The 17161-nt window shown below is 73.1% G+C and carries 13 protein-coding genes; 6 read left to right on the top strand and 7 right to left on the bottom strand.

The annotated features are described in order from the left end of the window. Window positions 1–179: 179 nt before the first annotated feature. From nth to ACFXOZ_RS07480, 4 genes are all read left to right on the top strand, one after another. Window positions 180–1124: an endonuclease III gene (nth, locus tag ACFXOZ_RS07465; RefSeq protein ID WP_380588272.1), complete on the top strand. Its 945-nt coding sequence runs from the start codon at window positions 180–182 to the stop codon at window positions 1122–1124. Continuing rightward, a complete protein-coding gene (locus ACFXOZ_RS07470) occupies window positions 1121–1855 on the top strand; it encodes an NUDIX hydrolase (protein ID WP_375887621.1) in 735 nt (244 codons plus the stop codon). Before nth ends, ACFXOZ_RS07470 begins: the two co-directional genes overlap by 4 nt. A 46-nt stretch (window positions 1856–1901) precedes the next feature. Continuing rightward, a complete protein-coding gene (locus tag ACFXOZ_RS07475) occupies window positions 1902–3086 on the top strand; it encodes a MarP family serine protease (protein WP_375887619.1) in 1185 nt (394 codons plus the stop codon). A 143-nt stretch (window positions 3087–3229) separates the two neighbouring features. Then, a complete protein-coding gene (locus ACFXOZ_RS07480; RefSeq protein ID WP_375887618.1) occupies window positions 3230–3931 on the top strand; it encodes a metal-dependent hydrolase in 702 nt (233 codons plus the stop codon). 80 nt (window positions 3932–4011) lie between these two features. Here the strand turns inward: ACFXOZ_RS07480 and ACFXOZ_RS07485 are convergent, their stop codons facing one another. From ACFXOZ_RS07485 to nhaA, 4 genes are all read right to left on the bottom strand, one after another. Next, window positions 4012–4212: a hypothetical protein gene (locus ACFXOZ_RS07485; RefSeq protein WP_375887616.1), complete on the bottom strand. Its 201-nt coding sequence runs from the start codon at window positions 4210–4212 to the stop codon at window positions 4012–4014. 152 nt (window positions 4213–4364) lie between these two features. Further along, window positions 4365–5408 carry an alpha/beta fold hydrolase gene (locus ACFXOZ_RS07490; protein ID WP_380399505.1) on the bottom strand — a complete coding sequence of 348 codons (1044 nt, stop codon included), beginning with the start codon at window positions 5406–5408 and terminating at the stop codon, window positions 4365–4367. Window positions 5409–5491: 83 nt separating this feature from the next. Continuing rightward, complete coding sequence (locus tag ACFXOZ_RS07495) at window positions 5492–5968, bottom strand: phage holin family protein (RefSeq protein WP_375887612.1); 477 nt, start codon at window positions 5966–5968, stop codon at window positions 5492–5494. A 248-nt stretch (window positions 5969–6216) separates the two neighbouring features. Next, window positions 6217–7611: a Na+/H+ antiporter NhaA gene (gene nhaA, locus ACFXOZ_RS07500; RefSeq protein WP_375887609.1), complete on the bottom strand. Its 1395-nt coding sequence runs from the start codon at window positions 7609–7611 to the stop codon at window positions 6217–6219. A gap of 368 nt (window positions 7612–7979) precedes the next feature. Between nhaA and ACFXOZ_RS07505 the strand changes: the two genes are divergently transcribed. Then, window positions 7980–9365, top strand: a complete 1386-nt coding sequence (locus ACFXOZ_RS07505; protein WP_380588276.1) for a serine hydrolase domain-containing protein — start codon at window positions 7980–7982, stop codon at window positions 9363–9365. Between the two features lie 135 nt (window positions 9366–9500). On the opposite strand, the gene acs is transcribed toward ACFXOZ_RS07505, so the two are convergent. The 3 genes from acs to ACFXOZ_RS07520 form a co-directional block, all read right to left on the bottom strand. Beyond that, window positions 9501–11468: an acetate--CoA ligase gene (gene acs, locus ACFXOZ_RS07510; RefSeq protein WP_375887603.1), complete on the bottom strand. Its 1968-nt coding sequence runs from the start codon at window positions 11466–11468 to the stop codon at window positions 9501–9503. 483 nt (window positions 11469–11951) lie between these two features. Next, complete coding sequence (locus ACFXOZ_RS07515) at window positions 11952–14315, bottom strand: SulP family inorganic anion transporter (RefSeq protein WP_380588279.1); 2364 nt, start codon at window positions 14313–14315, stop codon at window positions 11952–11954. Between the two features lie 528 nt (window positions 14316–14843). Beyond that, on the bottom strand, window positions 14844–15851 hold the full coding sequence (locus tag ACFXOZ_RS07520) for an ATP-binding protein (RefSeq protein ID WP_375887599.1): 1008 nt from the start codon (window positions 15849–15851) through the stop codon (window positions 14844–14846). Between the two features lie 219 nt (window positions 15852–16070). On the opposite strand from ACFXOZ_RS07520, the gene ACFXOZ_RS07525 reads away from it, so the two are divergent. Beyond that, entirely contained in the window at window positions 16071–16961 is an 891-nt protein-coding gene (locus ACFXOZ_RS07525) for an oxidoreductase (RefSeq protein ID WP_380588282.1), read from the top strand. The last annotated feature ends 200 nt before the right edge of the window (window positions 16962–17161 follow it).

Consider the following 17161-nt stretch of genomic DNA (forward strand, 5'->3'; position numbering starts at 1 on the left):
GTCGGACGATCGGAAGACTAGAACGGGCCGGTCGACGGAGCACCGGAACCCTGGCGCCCGTCCGCGCCCGTACGCGCCGGCACCCGCCCGCCACGTCCTCGGCCGACCCGGAGCACGGCCGTCCGCTCTTCCTCCTTGATCCGCCCCAAGCGGTCCGCCGCTCGGCGTAGCCTTCGTGCATGGCAGAGAGCAAGGCCCGGAAGACCGCGACCAAGCCGGCGGCGGAGCCCGCTGCGAAGACGGCCGCGAAGAAGACGGTGGCCGAGAAGACGGCCGCGAAGAAGACGGCGGCCGCGAAGACGGCGGTGAGGCCGAGGAAGCCCGAGTCGCACCTGGCGATGGTGCGGCGGGCCCGGCGGATCAACCGCGAGCTGGCGGAGCTGTACCCGTACGCCCACCCGGAGCTGGACTTCGAGAACCCGTTCCAGCTGCTGGTGGCCACCGTGCTGTCGGCGCAGACCACCGACCTGCGGGTGAACCAGACCACCCCGGCGCTGTTCGCGAAGTACCCGACGCCCGAGGACATGGCGGCGGCGAACCCGGAGGAGCTGGAGGAGATCATCCGCCCGACCGGTTTCTTCCGGAACAAGGCGAAGTCGCTGATCGGCCTCTCGACCGCGCTGCGCGACGAGTTCGGCGGTGAGGTCCCGGGTCGGCTGGCCGACCTGGTGACCCTGCCCGGGGTCGGTCGCAAGACCGCCAACGTGGTGCTCGGCAACGCCTTCGGAGTCCCCGGGATCACCGTGGACACCCACTTCGGGCGGCTGGCCCGCCGGTTCGGCTGGACCACCGAGGACGACCCGGTGAAGGTCGAGCTGGCCGTCGCCGAGATCTTCCCGAAGTCGGAGTGGACGATGCTGTCGCACCGCGTGGTCTTCCACGGCCGGCGGATCTGCCACTCCCAGAAGCCCGCCTGCGGGGCCTGCCCGATCGCGCCGCTCTGCCCCGCGTACGGGGAGGGCGAGCTGGATCCGGAGAAGGCCCGCAAGCTGCTCAAGTACGAGATGGGCGGCCAGCCCGGCCAGCGGCTCAGGCCGCCGTCGGACTTCCCCGGCGAGGCTGCCGCCCGCGCCGACGCGACCGCCCACCAGGGGCGGGTCGCGGACCAGGGGGTGGAAGCGTGACCGAGGGTGTTGTCGAGCGGAACGACCTGCCGGGCTGGCTGGAGCCGGTCCGGGACGCGGCCGAGCGGGTGCTGCCGGAGCAGCTGAGCCGCTTCCTGCCGCCGAGCGAGGGCGGTCGGGCGGCGGCGGTGCTGATGCTGTTCGGCGAGGGCCCCGACGGGCCGGACCTGCTGCTGATCGAGCGGGCCCGCTCGCTGCGCTCGCACGCCGGCCAGCCGTCCTTCCCGGGCGGCGCGCTGGACCCGGAGGACGGCGACCCGGACGGCTCCGGCCCGATCGCGGCGGCGCTGCGCGAGGCCTGGGAGGAGACCGGCCTGGACCCGGCCGGGGTGCAGGTCTTCGCCGCGCTGCCCCGGCTGTACATCCCGGTGAGCCGCTTCGTGGTCACCCCGGTGCTGGGCTGGTGGCGCGAGGAGTCGCCGGTGCGGCCGGTGGACCGGGGCGAGACCGGCGCGGTGTTCCGGGTGACGATCGCCGACCTCGCCGACCCGGCGAACCGGGTCCGGCTGCGGCACCCGTCCGGGCACGTCGGGCCGGCCTTCGCGGTGGCCGGGCGGCTGGTCTGGGGGTTCACCGCCGGGGTGATCGACCGGGTGCTGCACCACAGCGGGCTGGAGCGGCCGTGGGACCCGTCCCGGGTCGTCGACCTCTCGGACGACGCCCTGGCGCTCGTCCAGGGCGACCTCGAGCACTCCCGGGTCCTGCCGGGCGGCGGCGCCGACGGTTCGTGACGGACCGTCGGCGCGGCACGGTCGCGAAGCGTGGGAGGGTGTCGGAGTGAACGTGCTGGATGTGCTGCTGGTCCTCGCCGCCGTCGGATTCGCCATTTCGGGCTACCGGCAGGGCTTCGTGGTGGGCGTCCTGTCGCTGGTCGGCTTCCTCGGCGGCGGCCTGCTGGCCGTCCAGCTGCTGCCGCTGCTGCTCGACCACCTCAGCCCCGGCACCACGGCCTCGGTGGTGGCCGTGGTGGTGGTGATCGTCTGCGCCGCGATCGGCCAGGCGGTCACCGCGCACTACGGCTGGAAGCTGCGCGGCCACATCGACCGCCGTCCGGCCCGGGTGCTGGACGCGTCCGGCGGCGCGGTGGTCAACGTGATCTCGATGCTGCTGGTCGCCTGGCTGATCGGCTCCGCGCTGGCCGGCACGTCCCTGCCGACGGTCTCCAAGCAGGTCCGCTCCTCGGCGATCCTCAGCGGCGTCCAGGAGGCGCTGCCGGGTGACGCGCCGAACTGGTTCTCCGACTTCTCCAAGGTGCTCGCCCGCAACGGCTTCCCGCAGGTCTTCAACCCCTTCGAGCACGAGCCGATCACCCAGGTCGACACCCCGGACCCGGCGCTGGCCAACAGCCCGGCGGTGGCCCGGGCGCGGCAGAGCCTGGTCAAGGTGGTCGGCACCGCGACCTCCTGCGGCAAGACCCTGGAGGGCAGCGGCTTCGTCTTCGCCCCGCACCGGGTGATGACCAACGCCCACGTGGTGGGCGGCGTCGACGAGCCGACCGTGCAGATCGGCGGCGTCGGCCAGCTGTACGACGCCACGGTGGTCCGCTACGACTGGCAGCGCGACATCGCCGTCCTGGACGTGCCCAAGCTCAACGCGCCCGCACTGACCTTCGCGGGCGAGGCGAGGACCAACGACAGCGCGATCGTCGCGGGCTTCCCCGAGAACGGCGCCTTCAACGTCCAGCCCGCCCGCATCCGCGGCCGGATCCAGGCCAACGGCCCGGACATCTACCACCGCGGCCAGGTGGTGCGCGACGTCTACTCGGTGCGCTCGCTGGTCCGCCAGGGCAACAGCGGCGGCCCGCTGCTCACCCCGGACGGCCAGGTGTACGGCGTGGTCTTCGCCAAGTCCCTGGACAGCGCCGACACCGGGTACGTGCTGACCTCGGCCGAGGTGCGCGAGGACGCGACGGCGGGCAGCACCGCGAGCGGCCGGGTGGACACCCAGGGCTGCGCGCTCTGAGACCGCGCCCCGAAACCGCGGGGCCCGCCGGTGCGGGATCCGTCGTACCGTCAGGCCGCCCTGGTAGCCTCGGCGGCGCTCACCCGTTCGGCTCAACCGGGTTGCCGTCCCGGAGTGAGTCAACGGGAGGTCGTGGTAGTCCGATGATGGGTCATTCGCACGCGGTGAGCGGGGCGATGCTGTACGCGGCCTCGGCCCCGTTCCTGCCCCCGCTGCTGCTGCACACCACGCTGCAGCCGGCGGACATACTGATGGGCACGGTGCTGTGCGCGGGCGCGGCACTGCTGCCGGACCTCGACCACCACGACGGTTCGATCGCCAACTTCCTCGGCCCGCTCTCCAAGGCGCTCTGCCGCTTCGTGGCCTGGGCCTCCGGCGGGCACCGGCACGCCACCCACTCGCTGCTGTTCGTGGCGCTGATGGGCGGCGGCACCTGGGCCGGCGTCACCTTCCTGGGCCGCTACTTCACCCTCACGGTGACGTTCTTCCTGCTGGCACTGGCGGTCAAGGCGCTGCGGCTCTGCCCGCCGAGCAACGGCCCGGAGGCGTGGATCACCGTCATCGGCCTGGCCGCGCTCGGCACCTTCGGGATGAACACCTGGATGCCCAACGCGCCCGGCTGGCTGCCGTACGCGGTCGGGCTGGGCACGCTGGCGCACCTGCTGGGCGACTGCCTGACCAAGAAGGGCGCGCCGCTGCTGTGGCCGCACAAGGAGCGCTACGAGATCGTGCTGATCAAGCGCAGCGGCAACAACGTCGAGACCAAGGTGCTGGTGCCGATCATGTCGGTGGCGACCTTCGTGCTGCTCTGGTTCACGGCGCTGTCACCGCAGATCGTGAACTAGGCGCAGAACGCCAACTAGCCGCAGAACGTGAATCAGCCGCAGAGCGTGAACTGAACGGCGGCCGGAAGCGGCGCGGGGCCTCAGGTCTCGCGCCGCAGCCGTGCGCCCACCCACCGGGCGCGCCGGCCGAGGATGCGCGGGATGCCCAGCTGCCGCTGCGCCCCGCGCTGGCGGCGGTCGAGGCCCTCGAAGCCGAGGTCCTCCGCCCGGTCCGGGAGGTGTGCGGGGCGCTGGGGACTGTTGTGGCGTCGGCCGCGCGGGGCGTCGTCGCGATCGGGCATCCAGGTCATACCGGAATGGATGCCCCTGGGCCGGAGGGAGTAACCGCCCGGGTGCGCCGAAACTGGCCCATGCGCATGTCATATGAGCGCAACATCAAGGGAGTTGGGACTTCCGACCCCTTCCGGGAGCCCTGGGGAGGGCCCTCCGGTCGTCACTCCTTGTGGCGACCGACCCAGTCCAGCAGCTCCGCCGTGAACTCCTCCGGAGCCTCCTCGTGCGGGAAGTGCCCGACCCCCGGCAGCAGCCGCCAGCGGTACGGCGCCGCCACGTACTCGCCGCCGCCCAGTGCGGTGTGCGACAGCAGCACCGGGTCCGCGGCGCCCTGGACGTGCAGGGTCGGTGCGGTGATCGGCTTCTTCATCCGGCGGGCGAACTGGATGCCGTCCGGCCGGGCCATCGAGCGCAGCAGCCAGCGGTACGGCTCGATCGAGCAGTGCGCGGTGCTGGGGATCTGGATCGCCTGCCGGTACGCGTGCACCGCCGCCCCGTCCAGCTTGTTCGGCCCGGCCCACTCGTCCAGGTAGCGGCCCACCAGCGCCGCGTCGTCGGCGACCAGGCGGCGTTCCGGTATCCACGGCCGCTGGAAGCCCAGGACGTGGTCGAAGGCGGCGATCTGCTTGCGGTCCGTCAGCAGCGCCCGGCGCAGGTCCCGGGGGTGCGCCGCGGAGACCGCGGTGAGGCTCTGGATCACCGAGGGGCGCATCACCGCCGCCACCCAGGCCAGGGTGCCGCCGGAGGCGTGCCCCACCAGGTGCGCGCGGCGCTCGCCGAGCGAGCGGATCACCCCGGTGATGTCCAGGGCGAGGTTGCCCGGGTCGTAGCCGCGCGGGGTGCGGTCGCTGCCGCCGATGCCGCGCAGGTCGAGCGCCACGGCGCGGTAGCCGGCCTCGGCCAGCGCGGTCAGCTGGTGGCGCCAGGCCCACCAGTACTCGGGCCAGCCGTGCACCAGCAGCACCAGCGGGCCGGAGCCCAGCTCGGTGATGTGGAAACGGGCGCCGTTGGCCGCCAGGTCGCGGTGCTTCCACGGACCGGACTGCCGGATGCTCCACGCCTCGGCAGCGGCGTCCTCGGACCGCCCGGGGGCGGCGGCGCCCTCGACGGCCTCCGGGCCGGTCTCCGGGCCGCCCTCGGGCCCCGAGGCGGGGCCGGAGACGGCGGACGGCTGCGCGGGAGCGGGCTTCTGGTCGAGCGGCATACCGAGAGCGTGTCACATCCGTGCGAAGGACACGTGCCCGGCACTCGCTGCGGGCGGGTCCGGGCACGTACGGGCGGGGGCGGTTACGGGATGCGGCCCAGGCCCCGGTCGATCTCCTCCTGGGTGGCCGGGCGCGGCCGGGCGTTCCTCAGCACCTCGGCGGTCTTCTGGGCGCCCTCGATGGTGCGCTCCGGCTTCTGGATCTTCTTGAAGAAGCGCCCCGCCAGCAGGAAGAGGACGGCGGCGAGCACCCAGTAGGCGGCTGCCACGATGAGGAAGGACCAGCCGAGCGACAGGCCCAGCGCGTGGATGCCGAAGGCGAACGCGGCGCTCAGCATCGGAACGGAGAACAGCAGCACCACGGCGGCGACGGCGCCCGAGACACCGCCGGCGACGCCGCGCTTGACGTCCGCCTTGATCTCGGACTTGGCGAGCGCGATCTCGTCGTGGACGAGTGCGCTCAGGTCGGCGGTGGCCGCCGCGAACAGCTGCCCCACCGAACGCTCGCCCTCGTAGGGCGCCCGGCCGTTGCTGGACGGGTCTGCGGCTCCTGTGGGCATCAGCGGTTCTCCTCTGCGGCTGTTGCGGCGTGACGCCGTCGCGGTGCGCGGTTTCCGGGGCCGGTGGGGGATCCGGAGGCGTCAGTGGTGTGTCGACAGCTCAGAATCATGCCCCTACCGGTCAGTCGGACACCACTCCGGGGCCCCGCCGGAGGGACGTGTCCTGGCTTCGGAAGGCGGCCGCGGGGTGCGGCGCGGCGTGGAGTGCGGTGCGGTGCGGGGCGCGGCGCGGACCCCCTCGGCGGGGCTCAGCGGTCGCTGCCGGGACCTTCGCCCGGCCGGGGCCGGGGTGCCTCGGCGAGCGCCGCCCGGTCGGCGGTCCGGGCCCGCCAGGCCGGATCGTCCTGCTGGTAGACGTCCGGGATGCCGTCGCCGTCCTCGTCCCGGTCCTCCTCCTCGCACAGGGCGCGGTAGTGCCGGTTGCGCAGCTTGAGCAGCACGGTGGCGACCACCGCGCAGAGCAGCGAGCCGACCAGGACGGCCGTCTTGGAGCGGTCGGCCAGCGCCAGGTCGTCCGGGAACGCCAGTTCGCTGATCAGCAGCGAGACGGTGAAGCCGATCCCGGCGAGCACCGAGACGGCGAACAGGTCGGCCCACTTGAGCTGGGGGTTCAGCTCGGCCCGGGTGAACCGGGCGGCCAGCCAGGTGCCGCCGAATATGCCCACCGTCTTGCCGACCAGCAGGCCGATCACGATGCCGAGCGGGGCGGCCTGGGTGAACACCTCGCGCAGGGCCGGGCCGGAGATCGTCACCCCGGCCGCGAACAGCGCGAACACCGGGACGGCCAGTCCGGCCGAGAGCGGGCGGACCAGGTGCTCGATGTGCTCGCCGGGGGAGTGCTGCTCGTCGCCCTCCCGGTGGCAGCGCAGCATCAGGCCCATTGCGACGCCGGCGACGGTGGCGTGGACGCCGCTCTCGTGCATCAGCGCCCAGACCACGAGGGCCAGCGGCACGAACAGGTACCAGCCCTTCACCCCGCGCCGGTGCAGGAACCAGAACAGCACCAGACCGGCGAAGGCCAGGCCGAGCGCCCAGAACTTGATCCCGGAGCTGTAGAAGACCGCGATGATCAGGATCGCGATCAGGTCGTCGACCACGGCCAGGGTCAGCAGGAAGGCGCGCAGCGCGGAGGGCAGGTGACTGCCGACCACGGCCAACACCCCGAGGGCGAAGGCGATGTCGGTGGCGGTCGGGATGGCCCAGCCGCCGGGGTGGCCGCCGCTGCCGGAGTTGACCAGGGCGAACAGGATCGCGGGCAGGGCGACGCCGCAGACGGCGGCGATCACCGGCAGCAGCGCGGCGCTCGGGGTGCGCAGCTCGCCCGCCACGAACTCGCGCTTGAGCTCGATGCCGGCCACGAAGAAGAAGACCGTCAGCAGGCCGTCCTTGGCCCAGTTGGCCAGGGTGAGGTCGAGGTGGAGCGGGGCGGAGGGGCCGATCCGGTGGTCGAGCACGCTCTCGTACGCGTTAGGCCAGACGTTGGCCCAGATCAGCGCGACCACGGCGGCGGCCAGCAGCAGCATCCCGCCGACCGTCTCGGTGCGCAGGGCGTTGGTGACGAAGGTGCGCTCGGGCAGCGACAGCCGGCCGAGGAACTGCCGGCGGCGGGTCGTCGGCTCGTGGGCGGGCGGCTGGTCGGTCACGGGGACCTCCTGGGGCTGGGAGCGGCAAACGGATGCACGGGTGGTGCAGTTGCCGACCAGACTTCCCGGCGCGCCCTGTGACGCCCGCGGATCCTGTCAAGGGCCTTGATGCGTCCTTAACAGTCTAGCGGGACGTTCAGGTGACATCCGGATTGTCCTAGTAAATGACTTAAGCCCTGAGGGCCGCTACTGCACTCCCGAGGAGCAGCGGACCGGTACCCGAACGGCCCAGGCCGAGTGCAGTCGGGTGAACGGCTCCCTAAGGTCGATCGCAGGCGCCCGCCCGATCCGGGCCGGTGCGCAGCCCTTCGGTTCCCGCTGTTCCCGCTGTTCCCGCTGTTCCCGCTGTTTCTGCTGGAGGCACGACCATGTCCGGTGGTGGCACCACCCTGCCCCAACCGCCCCTCTTACCCGGTGAGCCCGCCGACGCCGACCGGCATCCCGGCCGGGTGCTCCACCCGGACCCTCGTCCGGAGTTCGCCCCGGAGTTCGCCCCGAAGTGCCGTGTGGAGGCCGCCGAGGACGTCCCGGCGGACCTCGACCGGCTGCTCCGTCCGCTGTTCCGCTCCGCCGGACCGGACGGCGGCGTCGCCGTCGTGGTGATCCGCGGCGACGAGCGGACGGTCGCCTGCCGGGGGCACTCCGACCGCTCCGGCCGCCACCCGGTCCGGGCCGACACCCGCTTCGAGCTCGGGTCCGTGACCAAGACCTTCACCGGACTGCTGCTCGCCGAGATGGCCGCCCGCGGTGAGGTCCGCTACGACGACCCGATCGACCGCTACCTCCCCGCGAACGCCGTCCCCGGCTACCCGCACGAGCGGCCGATCACCCTGCTCCACCTGGCCACCCACACCTCCGGCCTGCCCCGACTGCCGGTCGGCCTGCTGCCGGCCGCGGCACCCCGGTGGTTCACCCGCCCGTACGCCACGTTCGGGCCGACCCACCTGCTCGACGCACTGTCACGGACCCCCGTCCGGGGCACCCCGGGCACCCAGGTGCGGTACTCCAACCTCGGCTCCGGGCTGCTCGGACTGCTGCTGGCCAACGCGGCCGGACAGCGCTACGACGACCTGCTGGCCACCCGGGTCTGCGGGCCGCTCGGCCTGCTGGACACCTCCAGCGGCCCAGGCCGGGAGGACGTCAGCGGGTACCGGCGCGGCCGACGGGTGCCGTCCTTCCGGCTGCCCGCTCTGCCGGGCGCCTCGGCACTGCGCTCCACCGCGGACGACATGCTCCGCTACCTCCAGGCCCACCTGTCGCTGGACGCCGTCCCGTTGCCCGAGCGGGCCGACGCGGCGGCGCTGCGTACGGCGCTCGGCGAGGTCCGTCGGCCGAGGGTGGGGCGGCGCCGGGGCGGTACCCGGCTCTGCGTGGGCTGGAACCAGTGGGGGCCGGGCGGTGCGCCGGGTGGTGTGCTGGGTGGGGGCGGCGCGGACGGCGCCGGCGGCGAGGCCGGTGCGATCGGCTCGGTCGGTGAACTGGCCGCGGTCGACGCGGTGGGGGTGCCGGCCGAGGGGGAGGGCGCCGAGGAGCTGGTGTTCCAGGTCGGGTCGACCCGGGGGTTCAGCACCTTCGTCGGGTTCAGTCCGCGGGCCCAGGTCGGGCTGGCGGTGCTGGCCGGAGCATGGACGGGAGTGCGGGTCCTGCGCGGCCGGGTCATCGTCCAGGGCGCCTACGAGACCCTGCGCACCCTGGCCGCCCAGCGCGGCACGGCGATCGGCACGGTGGCCGGTACCGCAGCGGTGGAGGGGTGAGCCCCGTACGACGTGACGACGTGACGCTGTGACGGCCTGATGCTGTGACGACGTGACGGCGGGGCCCCGGGTGGTGGTCACGCACCGCCCGGGGCCCCGCTCCGTATGGCTGCTGAAAGGCTTCTGACGCCTCGATCAGCCGTTGTTGCTGTTGCCGTCGCCGTGCGGCGGCAGCTGGGCCTGGATCTGGCTCATCACCGTGCTGTCGGCGAGGGTGGTGGTGTCACCGACCTCGCGGCCCTCGGCGATGTCGCGCAGCAGACGGCGCATGATCTTGCCGGAACGGGTCTTCGGCAGCTCGCCGACGACCTTGATCTGCTTCGGCTTGGCGATCGGGCCGAGCGTGCGGCCGACGTGGGCGCGCAGCTCCTCGACCAGCTCGGGGGTCTCGGTGACGCCGCCGCGCAGGATCACGAACGCGACGATGGCCTGGCCGGTGGTCGGGTCGGCGGCGCCCACCACGGCGGACTCCGCCACGGTCGGGTGGCCGACCAGGGCCGACTCGACCTCGGTGGTGGAGATGTTGTGGCCCGAGACCAGCATGACGTCGTCGACCCGGCCGAGCAGCCAGATGTCGCCGTCCTCGTCCTTCTTGGCGCCGTCACCGGCGAAGTAGCGGCCCTCGAAGCGCGACCAGTAGGTGTCGATGTAGCGCTGGTCGTCGCCCCAGATGGTGCGGAGCATGGACGGCCACGGCTCGGTGAGCACCAGGTAGCCGCCGGAGCCGTTCGGGACCTCCCTGGCCTCGTCGTCCACCACGGTGGCCGCGATGCCCGGCAGGGCGCGCTGGGCCGAGCCCGGCTTGGTCTCGGTGACGCCCGGCAGCGGGCTGATCATCATGGCGCCGGTCTCGGTCTGCCACCAGGTGTCGACGATGGGGGCCTTGCCGCCGCCGATGTGCTCGCGGTACCAGACCCACGCCTCGGGGTTGATCGGCTCGCCGACGCTGCCGAGCACCCGCAGCGAGGACAGGTCGAACTTCGCGGGGATGTCGTCGCCCCACTTCATGAACGTGCGGATCGCGGTCGGCGCGGTGTAGAGGATCGTCACGCCGTACTTCTGGACGATCTCCCAGAACCGGCCCTGGTGCGGGGTGTCCGGGGTGCCCTCGTAGATGACCTGGGTGGCGCCGTTGGAGAGCGGGCCGTAGACGATGTACGAGTGGCCGGTGACCCAGCCGATGTCGGCGGTGCACCAGTAGACGTCGGTCTCCGGCTTGAGGTCGAAGACCGCGTGGTGGGTGTAGCTGGCCTGGGTGAGGTAGCCGCCCGAGGTGTGCAGGATGCCCTTGGGCTTACCGGTGGTGCCCGAGGTGTAGAGGATGAACAGCGGGTGCTCGGCCTCGTGCGCCTCGGGGGCGTGCTCGGTGGACTGACGCGCCGTGATCTCGTGCCACCAGACGTCGCGGCCCTCGGTCCAGGCGATCTCCTGCTCGGTGCGGCGGATCACCAGGACGTGCTCGACGCCGTCGACCTTGGTGAGCGCCTCGTCGATGGCCGGCTTGAGCGCGGAGGGCTTGCCGCGGCGGTAGCCGCCGTCGGCGGTGATGACGAGCTTGGCCTGGGCGTCCTGGATGCGGGAGGCGACGGCGTCGGCGGAGAAGCCGCCGAAGACCACCGAGTGGGTGGCGCCGATCCGGGCGCAGGCGAGCATCGCGACGACCGCCTCGGCGATCATCGGGAGGTACACGGCGACCCGGTCGCCCTTGCGGACGCCGAGCTCCAGCAGCGCGTTGGCGGCCTGCGAGACCTCGTCCTTGAGCTGCGCGTAGGTGATCGAGCGGCTGTCGCCGGGCTCGCCCTCGAAGTGGATGGCGACCCGGTCGCCGAGGCCGTTCTCGACGTGGCGGTCGACGCAGTTGTAGGCCACGTTGAGCTTGCCGTCGGCGAACCACTTGGCGAAGGGCGGGTTGGACCAGTCGAGCGTCTCGGTCGGCTCGACGGCCCAGCTCAGGCGACGGGCCTGCTCGGCCCAGAAGCCCAGACGGTCCTCGGAGGCCTGGGCGTACGCGGCCGCGGTGACGTTGGCCGCTGCGGCGAGCTCTGCCGGCGGGGCGAAACGCCGCTCCTCCTTGAGCAGGTTGGCCAGGCTCTCGTTGCTCAACGCGCACTCCTCATCGAGTCATGATCTGGGGCGATCCCGTGCGTGGGGATTGTCCCGTGTGTCCCAGCGCACAGCTCACCAGGCGAACGGGCCAGTTGACAAGAGGCTCCTTGCAATTGGTGTAGACCTTTGACCGATCGTCGAACGGTCGATCGCCGAATCCGCCGTACGGTGGGCCGATCCTGGTACGACGATCCCATGACTGTGGTGCCGGTCACGACGGTGATCATGATGCCCGTCACGACGGTGGTGACGGTCATGGTGGTGGCCCCGGCGGCGATCCCGGCTCGATGTCGGTTCGACCGCAGCCCGATCACGGCTCGACCGCAGCTCGACCGCAGCCCGGTCGCGGCACGACTGCGGCACGACTGCGGCACGACTGCGGCACGACCGCCGTACGGCCCGCTGCCCGGAGGCGGCAGGCCGTACGGCGGTCGGAGGGCCCGTGTCCCGGCCCGCCCGGCGGAGACACGGACCCGGCTCTCAGGCGGCCAACTGGGGCCCCTCCTCGCTGCCGGCGGCCGGAATCCGGGCGTCGTTTCTCACCCGTTCGGCCGAATCGCCCTCCGGCCGGGCCTCGACCGGGCTGAACGTCCCGGCGGCGCGGTCCAGGACGTAGGCCTGAGCGGTGGCGAAGTCGAAGTACATGCCGACCAGGCGCAGGGTGCCCTCCTCGACCCGGCGCTCCACCGCGGGGTTCGCCATCAGCTGGTCCAACTGCTGCACCACGTTGGTGATGCAGAGCTGCTCCGCGAGGTCCACCACCGGCCGGTCGGCGAACTCGGCCGGCGCCCGGCGGAGCCGGTCCAGCGAGCCGCGGCCGTTGCGCAGCCAGCGGGTCAGCGGGGTGGGTGACCCGGGGCGCTCGTGCACGCCGTCCAGCAGAGCCTTCATCGCGCCGCAGCCGGAGTGGCCGCAGATCGTGATCGAGCGCACCTCCAGCGCCTCGACCGCGTACTGCACCGCGGCGGCCACCGAGTCGTCGGCCGCACCGGGCTCGAACGGGGCCGGCACCAGGTTGCCGACGTTCCGGACGGTGAAGAGGTCGCCCGGCCCGCTGTTGGTGATCATGCTGGTCACCATCCGGGAGTCCGCGCAGGTCAGGAAGAGCTGGGACGGCGTCTGCCCCTCCCGGGCCAGCCGGGCGAGTTCGGGCCTGACCAGCGGGGCGGTGTGCTGCTGGAACACCCGGACGCCGTCCAGCAGCCGGCCGTGCGGGTCCTCCTGCTGCTCGATGCAGTGGTGGCCGCCCCACGGCGTCCAGGCCCGGCAGCGGTGCGGGCCCGGGGAACTGCCCGCGCGGACGGTGCCGTCGGGGTCGAGCACCTCGTCGTCCTGGCGCCGCGTCACCAGCGAGACCTGACCGCCCGCGGCCTGGTACCCCGTCCGCCAGTCGTGCAGCGTCTCGTAGGCGGCGTGGTCCAGGAAGGAACCGTCGTGCACGACGGTGACCTCGGCGCCCCTGGGGATCCCGGCCAGCGCCCGGCTCAGCCGGGGGACGGCGGTGAAGGTGAGCGGGCCGTGGGTCTGGACGGTGACCGAGCCGTCGGGGCCGGTCGCGACGTCCACGTGGGCCCGGGTGAGCCGGTAGAGCGCGAGCAGCACGGCGGTGGCCGCGCCGAGGCCGACGCCCCACAGCACGCCGAAGGCCACCACGGCGAGCAGGGTGGTCAGGTAGACCGGGAACTCGCGGTGCCGGTGCACGTTACGGATGTGCGCGAAGCTCACCATCTGCAGCCCGACCACCAGCACCAAGGCGGCCAGTGCGGCCAGCGGGATCCGGCGCAGCCCACCGGTCAGCGCCAGGGCGGCGGTGAGCACCCAGACCCCGTGCATGACCGAGGCCCACCGACTCTGCCCGCCGGCCCGGACGTTGGCCGTACTGCGGACGGCGCCGCCGGCGATCGGCAGTCCGCCGACCAGCCCGCTGACCAGGTTGGCGAGGCCCTGCCCGCGCAGCTCGCGGTCGAGGTCGCCGGTGCGCTGGGACATCCGATCCACCGCCACGGCGGACAGCAGCGACTCCACGCTCGCGACGGCGGTGACGGTGAGGACGGCGGCGAGCACCCCGGCGAGCGAACCGTGCGGCAGCGCGGGCACCAGTGAGTGCGGCTGCCAGGCGGGCAGTTCGATGTGGGCGAGCTGCAGGTCCAGGGCGAGGGCGAGCGCGGTGGCGACGGCCACGGCGGCCAGCGGGCCGGGCACCTTGGTGAGGCGGGCACCGAACTCGCCCGCGCGGCCCGGGAGTCGGCCGAGCCTGGGCCAGCCCAGCAGCACGGCCACGGTCACCGAGCCGGCCAGCAGGGCGGGTGGGTGCGGACCGGCCAACTGCCCGGGCATAGCCAGCAGGTTGGCGATCGCCGAGCTCTGCGGGGAGCCGCCGAGGACGACGTGCAGCTGGGCGATGGCGATGGTCAGCCCGACCCCGGCCAGCATGCCGTGCACGATCGCGGGCGAGACGGCGAGCGCCGTCCGGGCCACCCGGCGTGCACCGAGCAGGAGTTGGAGCAGTCCGGCGGCGAGGGTGATGGCACAGGTGGCCCGCCAGCCGTACTGGGCGATCAGTCCGGCGGTGATCACGGTCAGCGCGGCTGAGGGGCCGCTGACCATGAGCGGGGTGCCGCCGAACAGCCCGACCACGATGCCGCCCACGGCCGCTGCTGCCAGCCCGGCGGTGAGCGGGGCGCCGGTGGCGAGCGCGATGCCGAGGGAGAACGGCACGGCGATCAGGAAGACCACCACGGAGGCGGAGAGGTCCTGGGCCCACCGGGCCCGGGAGCCGGGGCCGGGTGGCGCGTGGTCGGTGGTGTCGGAGGCGATGGGTGCGCTGGAGATGTCGAGGGTCATGGTCTTCCCGTCTGTCCGGGGGAACGAACGCAGTCAGGTCCGGTGGTGAGTCCGGGGTGGGGCTCCGGGGCGGATCGGCTGTCGTGGGTCGCGACGGTGTGGCGGGATGGCGTGGGCGCGGCGGGGAATGCGGGTGTCACCGGCCGGCGTCGACCATCTGGGCCCGCCAGGGGCCAGGGCGAGGAGCGGGATGTCTCGCCGGAGGCCGTCGGAACGGGCCATCAAGACTCGGTAAACCGAGGGTAATGAAATCTTTGCACAGCGTTGTTCTCGGAGGGAAGCGGAAAATCGCCGGTTCACCCCATTGGGTGGTGTTCGAACGGACGGGAATCTGCTGGTGGGAGGCTCGGGCCGGTCCCTGGACGCTCCCCTTGGGCGGCCCTGGGGCGTCGGTCGGGGGCGTCGGCCGGGGGTGGGGCCAGGGGTGGGGCCGGAACGGCGAACGGGCCGCGGCGTCCCCCGGGGTGAGGGGGAGGCCGCGGCCCGTCCGGTCGGTGGCGGTGCCGTGCTCGGGACCGCGTGGTGATGTCAGACGGGGGCTCCGGCCGGGAGTCCGCTCGGACGGCCGCTCGGGATTCCGCCGAGGACGAAGTCCTCGTCCACCTGGGTCGCCAGGTCGATGCCGACCTTGGCGTTGGCCCAACTCTCCGCGTTGCGCCGGTGGAAGAGCACCGCCTGCGCGGTGTAGCGGTGCTCGTCGCGCAGCCCGTACGCCGCTTCGGCCTCGACCCGCAGCTGCTCCAGCACGGCCCGGTTGGCCGGCTCCAGCGACCTCAAGGGCGGCTCGGCGCCCTGCTCCAGTCGGCGTACCCAGTCCGACTGCCCGAAGGTGGTGAGCAGGTCGTCGCCGACCTCGCGGCGCAGGAACGCCAGGTCGTCCGGGCCCTGCACCTTGTTGCCGATCACCCGCAGCTGCACGCCGAAGTCCCGGGCGTAGTCCTTGTACTGCCGGTAGACCGAGACGCCCTTGCGGGTGGGCTCGGCGACCAGGAAGGTGAGGTCGAAGCGGGTGAACAGCCCGGAGGCGAAGGAGTCCGAGCCGGCCGTCATGTCGGTGACCAGGTACTCGTCCGGGCCGTCCAGCAGGTGGTTGAGCAGCAGTTCCACCGCGCCGACCTTGGAGTGGTAGCAGGCCACCCCGAGGTCCTCCTCGGTGAACGCGCCGGTCGCCAGCAGCCGGACCGAGCCCTCGTCCAGCGCGATCGGGCGGGCGCAGGCGGCGTAGACCGGGTTCTCCTCGACGATCCGCAGCAGGCGCGAACCGTGCCCGGGCGGCGTGGTTTTGATCATCTCGTCGGCCGAACGGATCAGCGGGTTGCTGCCCCGGAGGTACTCCTTGATCTCCGGCAGGTGCGCGCCGAGCGAGGGCAGGGCGGCCGCATGAGCGTCCGTCAGGCCGAGTGCGGGGCCGAGGTGCTGGTTGATGTCGGCGTCGACGGCGATCACCGGTCGGCCGATGGCGGCCAGGTGGCGGATGAACAGTGCGGACAGCGTGGTCTTCCCGCTGCCGCCCTTGCCGACGAAGGCGATCTTCATCTGGGGCTCCGGCTCTCGCTCTGGGCCCTGGGGGCGGGCCGCGTGCTCAGGGGCGCGCAGGTGGGGGCGCCCCCTAACTGGAAATCGTTATCGTCTCCGATAGTGGCCATGCTAGCCGGGGTTTGGGGTCCGCCGGGGGAGGGAAGTGAGGATTGCCTCTAACGGGTGATGCGGGGTTGCTGTTCCGGGAGGGGCCGCCCGTTCATTACTCTCGGGTAGGTGAGCACTGGAACAGATCCCCTCGCCCCGTTGGCCCAGCTCCCCGCGGTGCCCGACGCCGTGGCCGAGGTGCGCAAGGCCGTCGACCGGCTCTACGGCCACCGGGTGATGCGCCGCCGCGCGGCCGAGGTCACCTCCGAGTCCGCGCTGCGCGGCGCCCGCGCGTCGGCGGCCGTGGCCGGGGCCGACTGGCCCCTGGAGGAGGTCCGCCGGCGGACCGATTTCAGCGCGGACGCCGAGGCCCGTTCGGTCGGCGCGGCCCTGCGGATCACGGCCGAGGCTGGTCAGCTGCTCAGCGTCTGGCGGCACTCGCCGCTCCAGGTGCTGGCCCGGCTGCACCTGCTCGCGGTCGGCGACACCGACCCGGCCGCCGGCCGGCCGCGCCGGGCGGGGGAGGGGGCCGAGGAGCTCTTCCCGCTGGAGCTCGAACCGGTGGAGAGCGTCGAGGTCGAGGCCGCGGTCGGGCCGACGCCCGTGCTGCCGCCCGCGCCGGGCGCGGAGGAGGTCGCGGCCCGGCTGGACCAGCTCTCCCGGCTGCTGGTGGCCCGCGCGGAGGGGCAGGGCGTGGGGACGCCGGCCCTGGTGGTCGCGTCGGTGGTGCACGGCGAACTGCTCGCCCTGCGGCCGTTCGGCAGCCACAACGGGATGATCGCGCGGGCCGCCCAGCGGATCGTGCTGATCGCCGAGGGCCTCGACCCGAAGTCGATCTGCCCCACCGAGGTCGGCCTGGCCGAGCTGGGCACCGACACCTACCGGCGCGCCTTCGCGGGCTACCTGGCGGGCACGTCCGAGGGCATGGCGGCCTGGATCGCCCACTGCGGGCGGGCGCTGCGACTGGGGGTGCGGGAGAGCACGGCGGTCTGCGAGGCGATGCAGCGCGGCATGGCCTGAGCCCGGGCGGAGAGTCCGCGCGACGCGAACCCCGCGGACACGAAGATGCGGCGGCACCTGATCCTGCTGGGTGCCGCCGCTGGTGCAGACAGCCGGGTGACCAAGCATGCACCGGAAGTGCCGATCAGACGGGGATCCTGCCCGTTCGTCTGGTCCGGCGGCCCGACAGCGGGTCGGCTGCATGTGGGTGCTCGGATGTC

Origin of the sequence: Kitasatospora sp. NPDC059160 (assembly GCF_042755465.1) — a bacterium.
In the GTDB taxonomy this organism is placed as follows: Bacteria; Actinomycetota; Actinomycetes; order Streptomycetales; family Streptomycetaceae; genus Kitasatospora.

What these genes read in the sequence shown, in the direction of transcription:
- ACFXOZ_RS07480 (WP_375887618.1), top strand. Translation starts at nt 3,230, where the DNA reads ATGATGGGTCATTCGCACGCGGTGAGCGGGGCGATGCTGTACGCGGCC.
- ACFXOZ_RS07515 (WP_380588279.1), bottom strand. Translation starts at nt 14,315, where the DNA reads ATGACCCTCGACATCTCCAGCGCACCCATCGCCTCCGACACCACCGAC.
- ACFXOZ_RS07490 (WP_380399505.1), bottom strand. Translation starts at nt 5,408, where the DNA reads ATGCCGCTCGACCAGAAGCCCGCTCCCGCGCAGCCGTCCGCCGTCTCC.
- ACFXOZ_RS07485 (WP_375887616.1), bottom strand. Translation starts at nt 4,212, where the DNA reads ATGCCCGATCGCGACGACGCCCCGCGCGGCCGACGCCACAACAGTCCC.
- nth (WP_380588272.1), top strand. Translation starts at nt 180, where the DNA reads ATGGCAGAGAGCAAGGCCCGGAAGACCGCGACCAAGCCGGCGGCGGAG.
- ACFXOZ_RS07520 (WP_375887599.1), bottom strand. Translation starts at nt 15,851, where the DNA reads ATGAAGATCGCCTTCGTCGGCAAGGGCGGCAGCGGGAAGACCACGCTG.
- ACFXOZ_RS07505 (WP_380588276.1), top strand. Translation starts at nt 7,980, where the DNA reads ATGTCCGGTGGTGGCACCACCCTGCCCCAACCGCCCCTCTTACCCGGT.
- ACFXOZ_RS07495 (WP_375887612.1), bottom strand. Translation starts at nt 5,968, where the DNA reads ATGCCCACAGGAGCCGCAGACCCGTCCAGCAACGGCCGGGCGCCCTAC.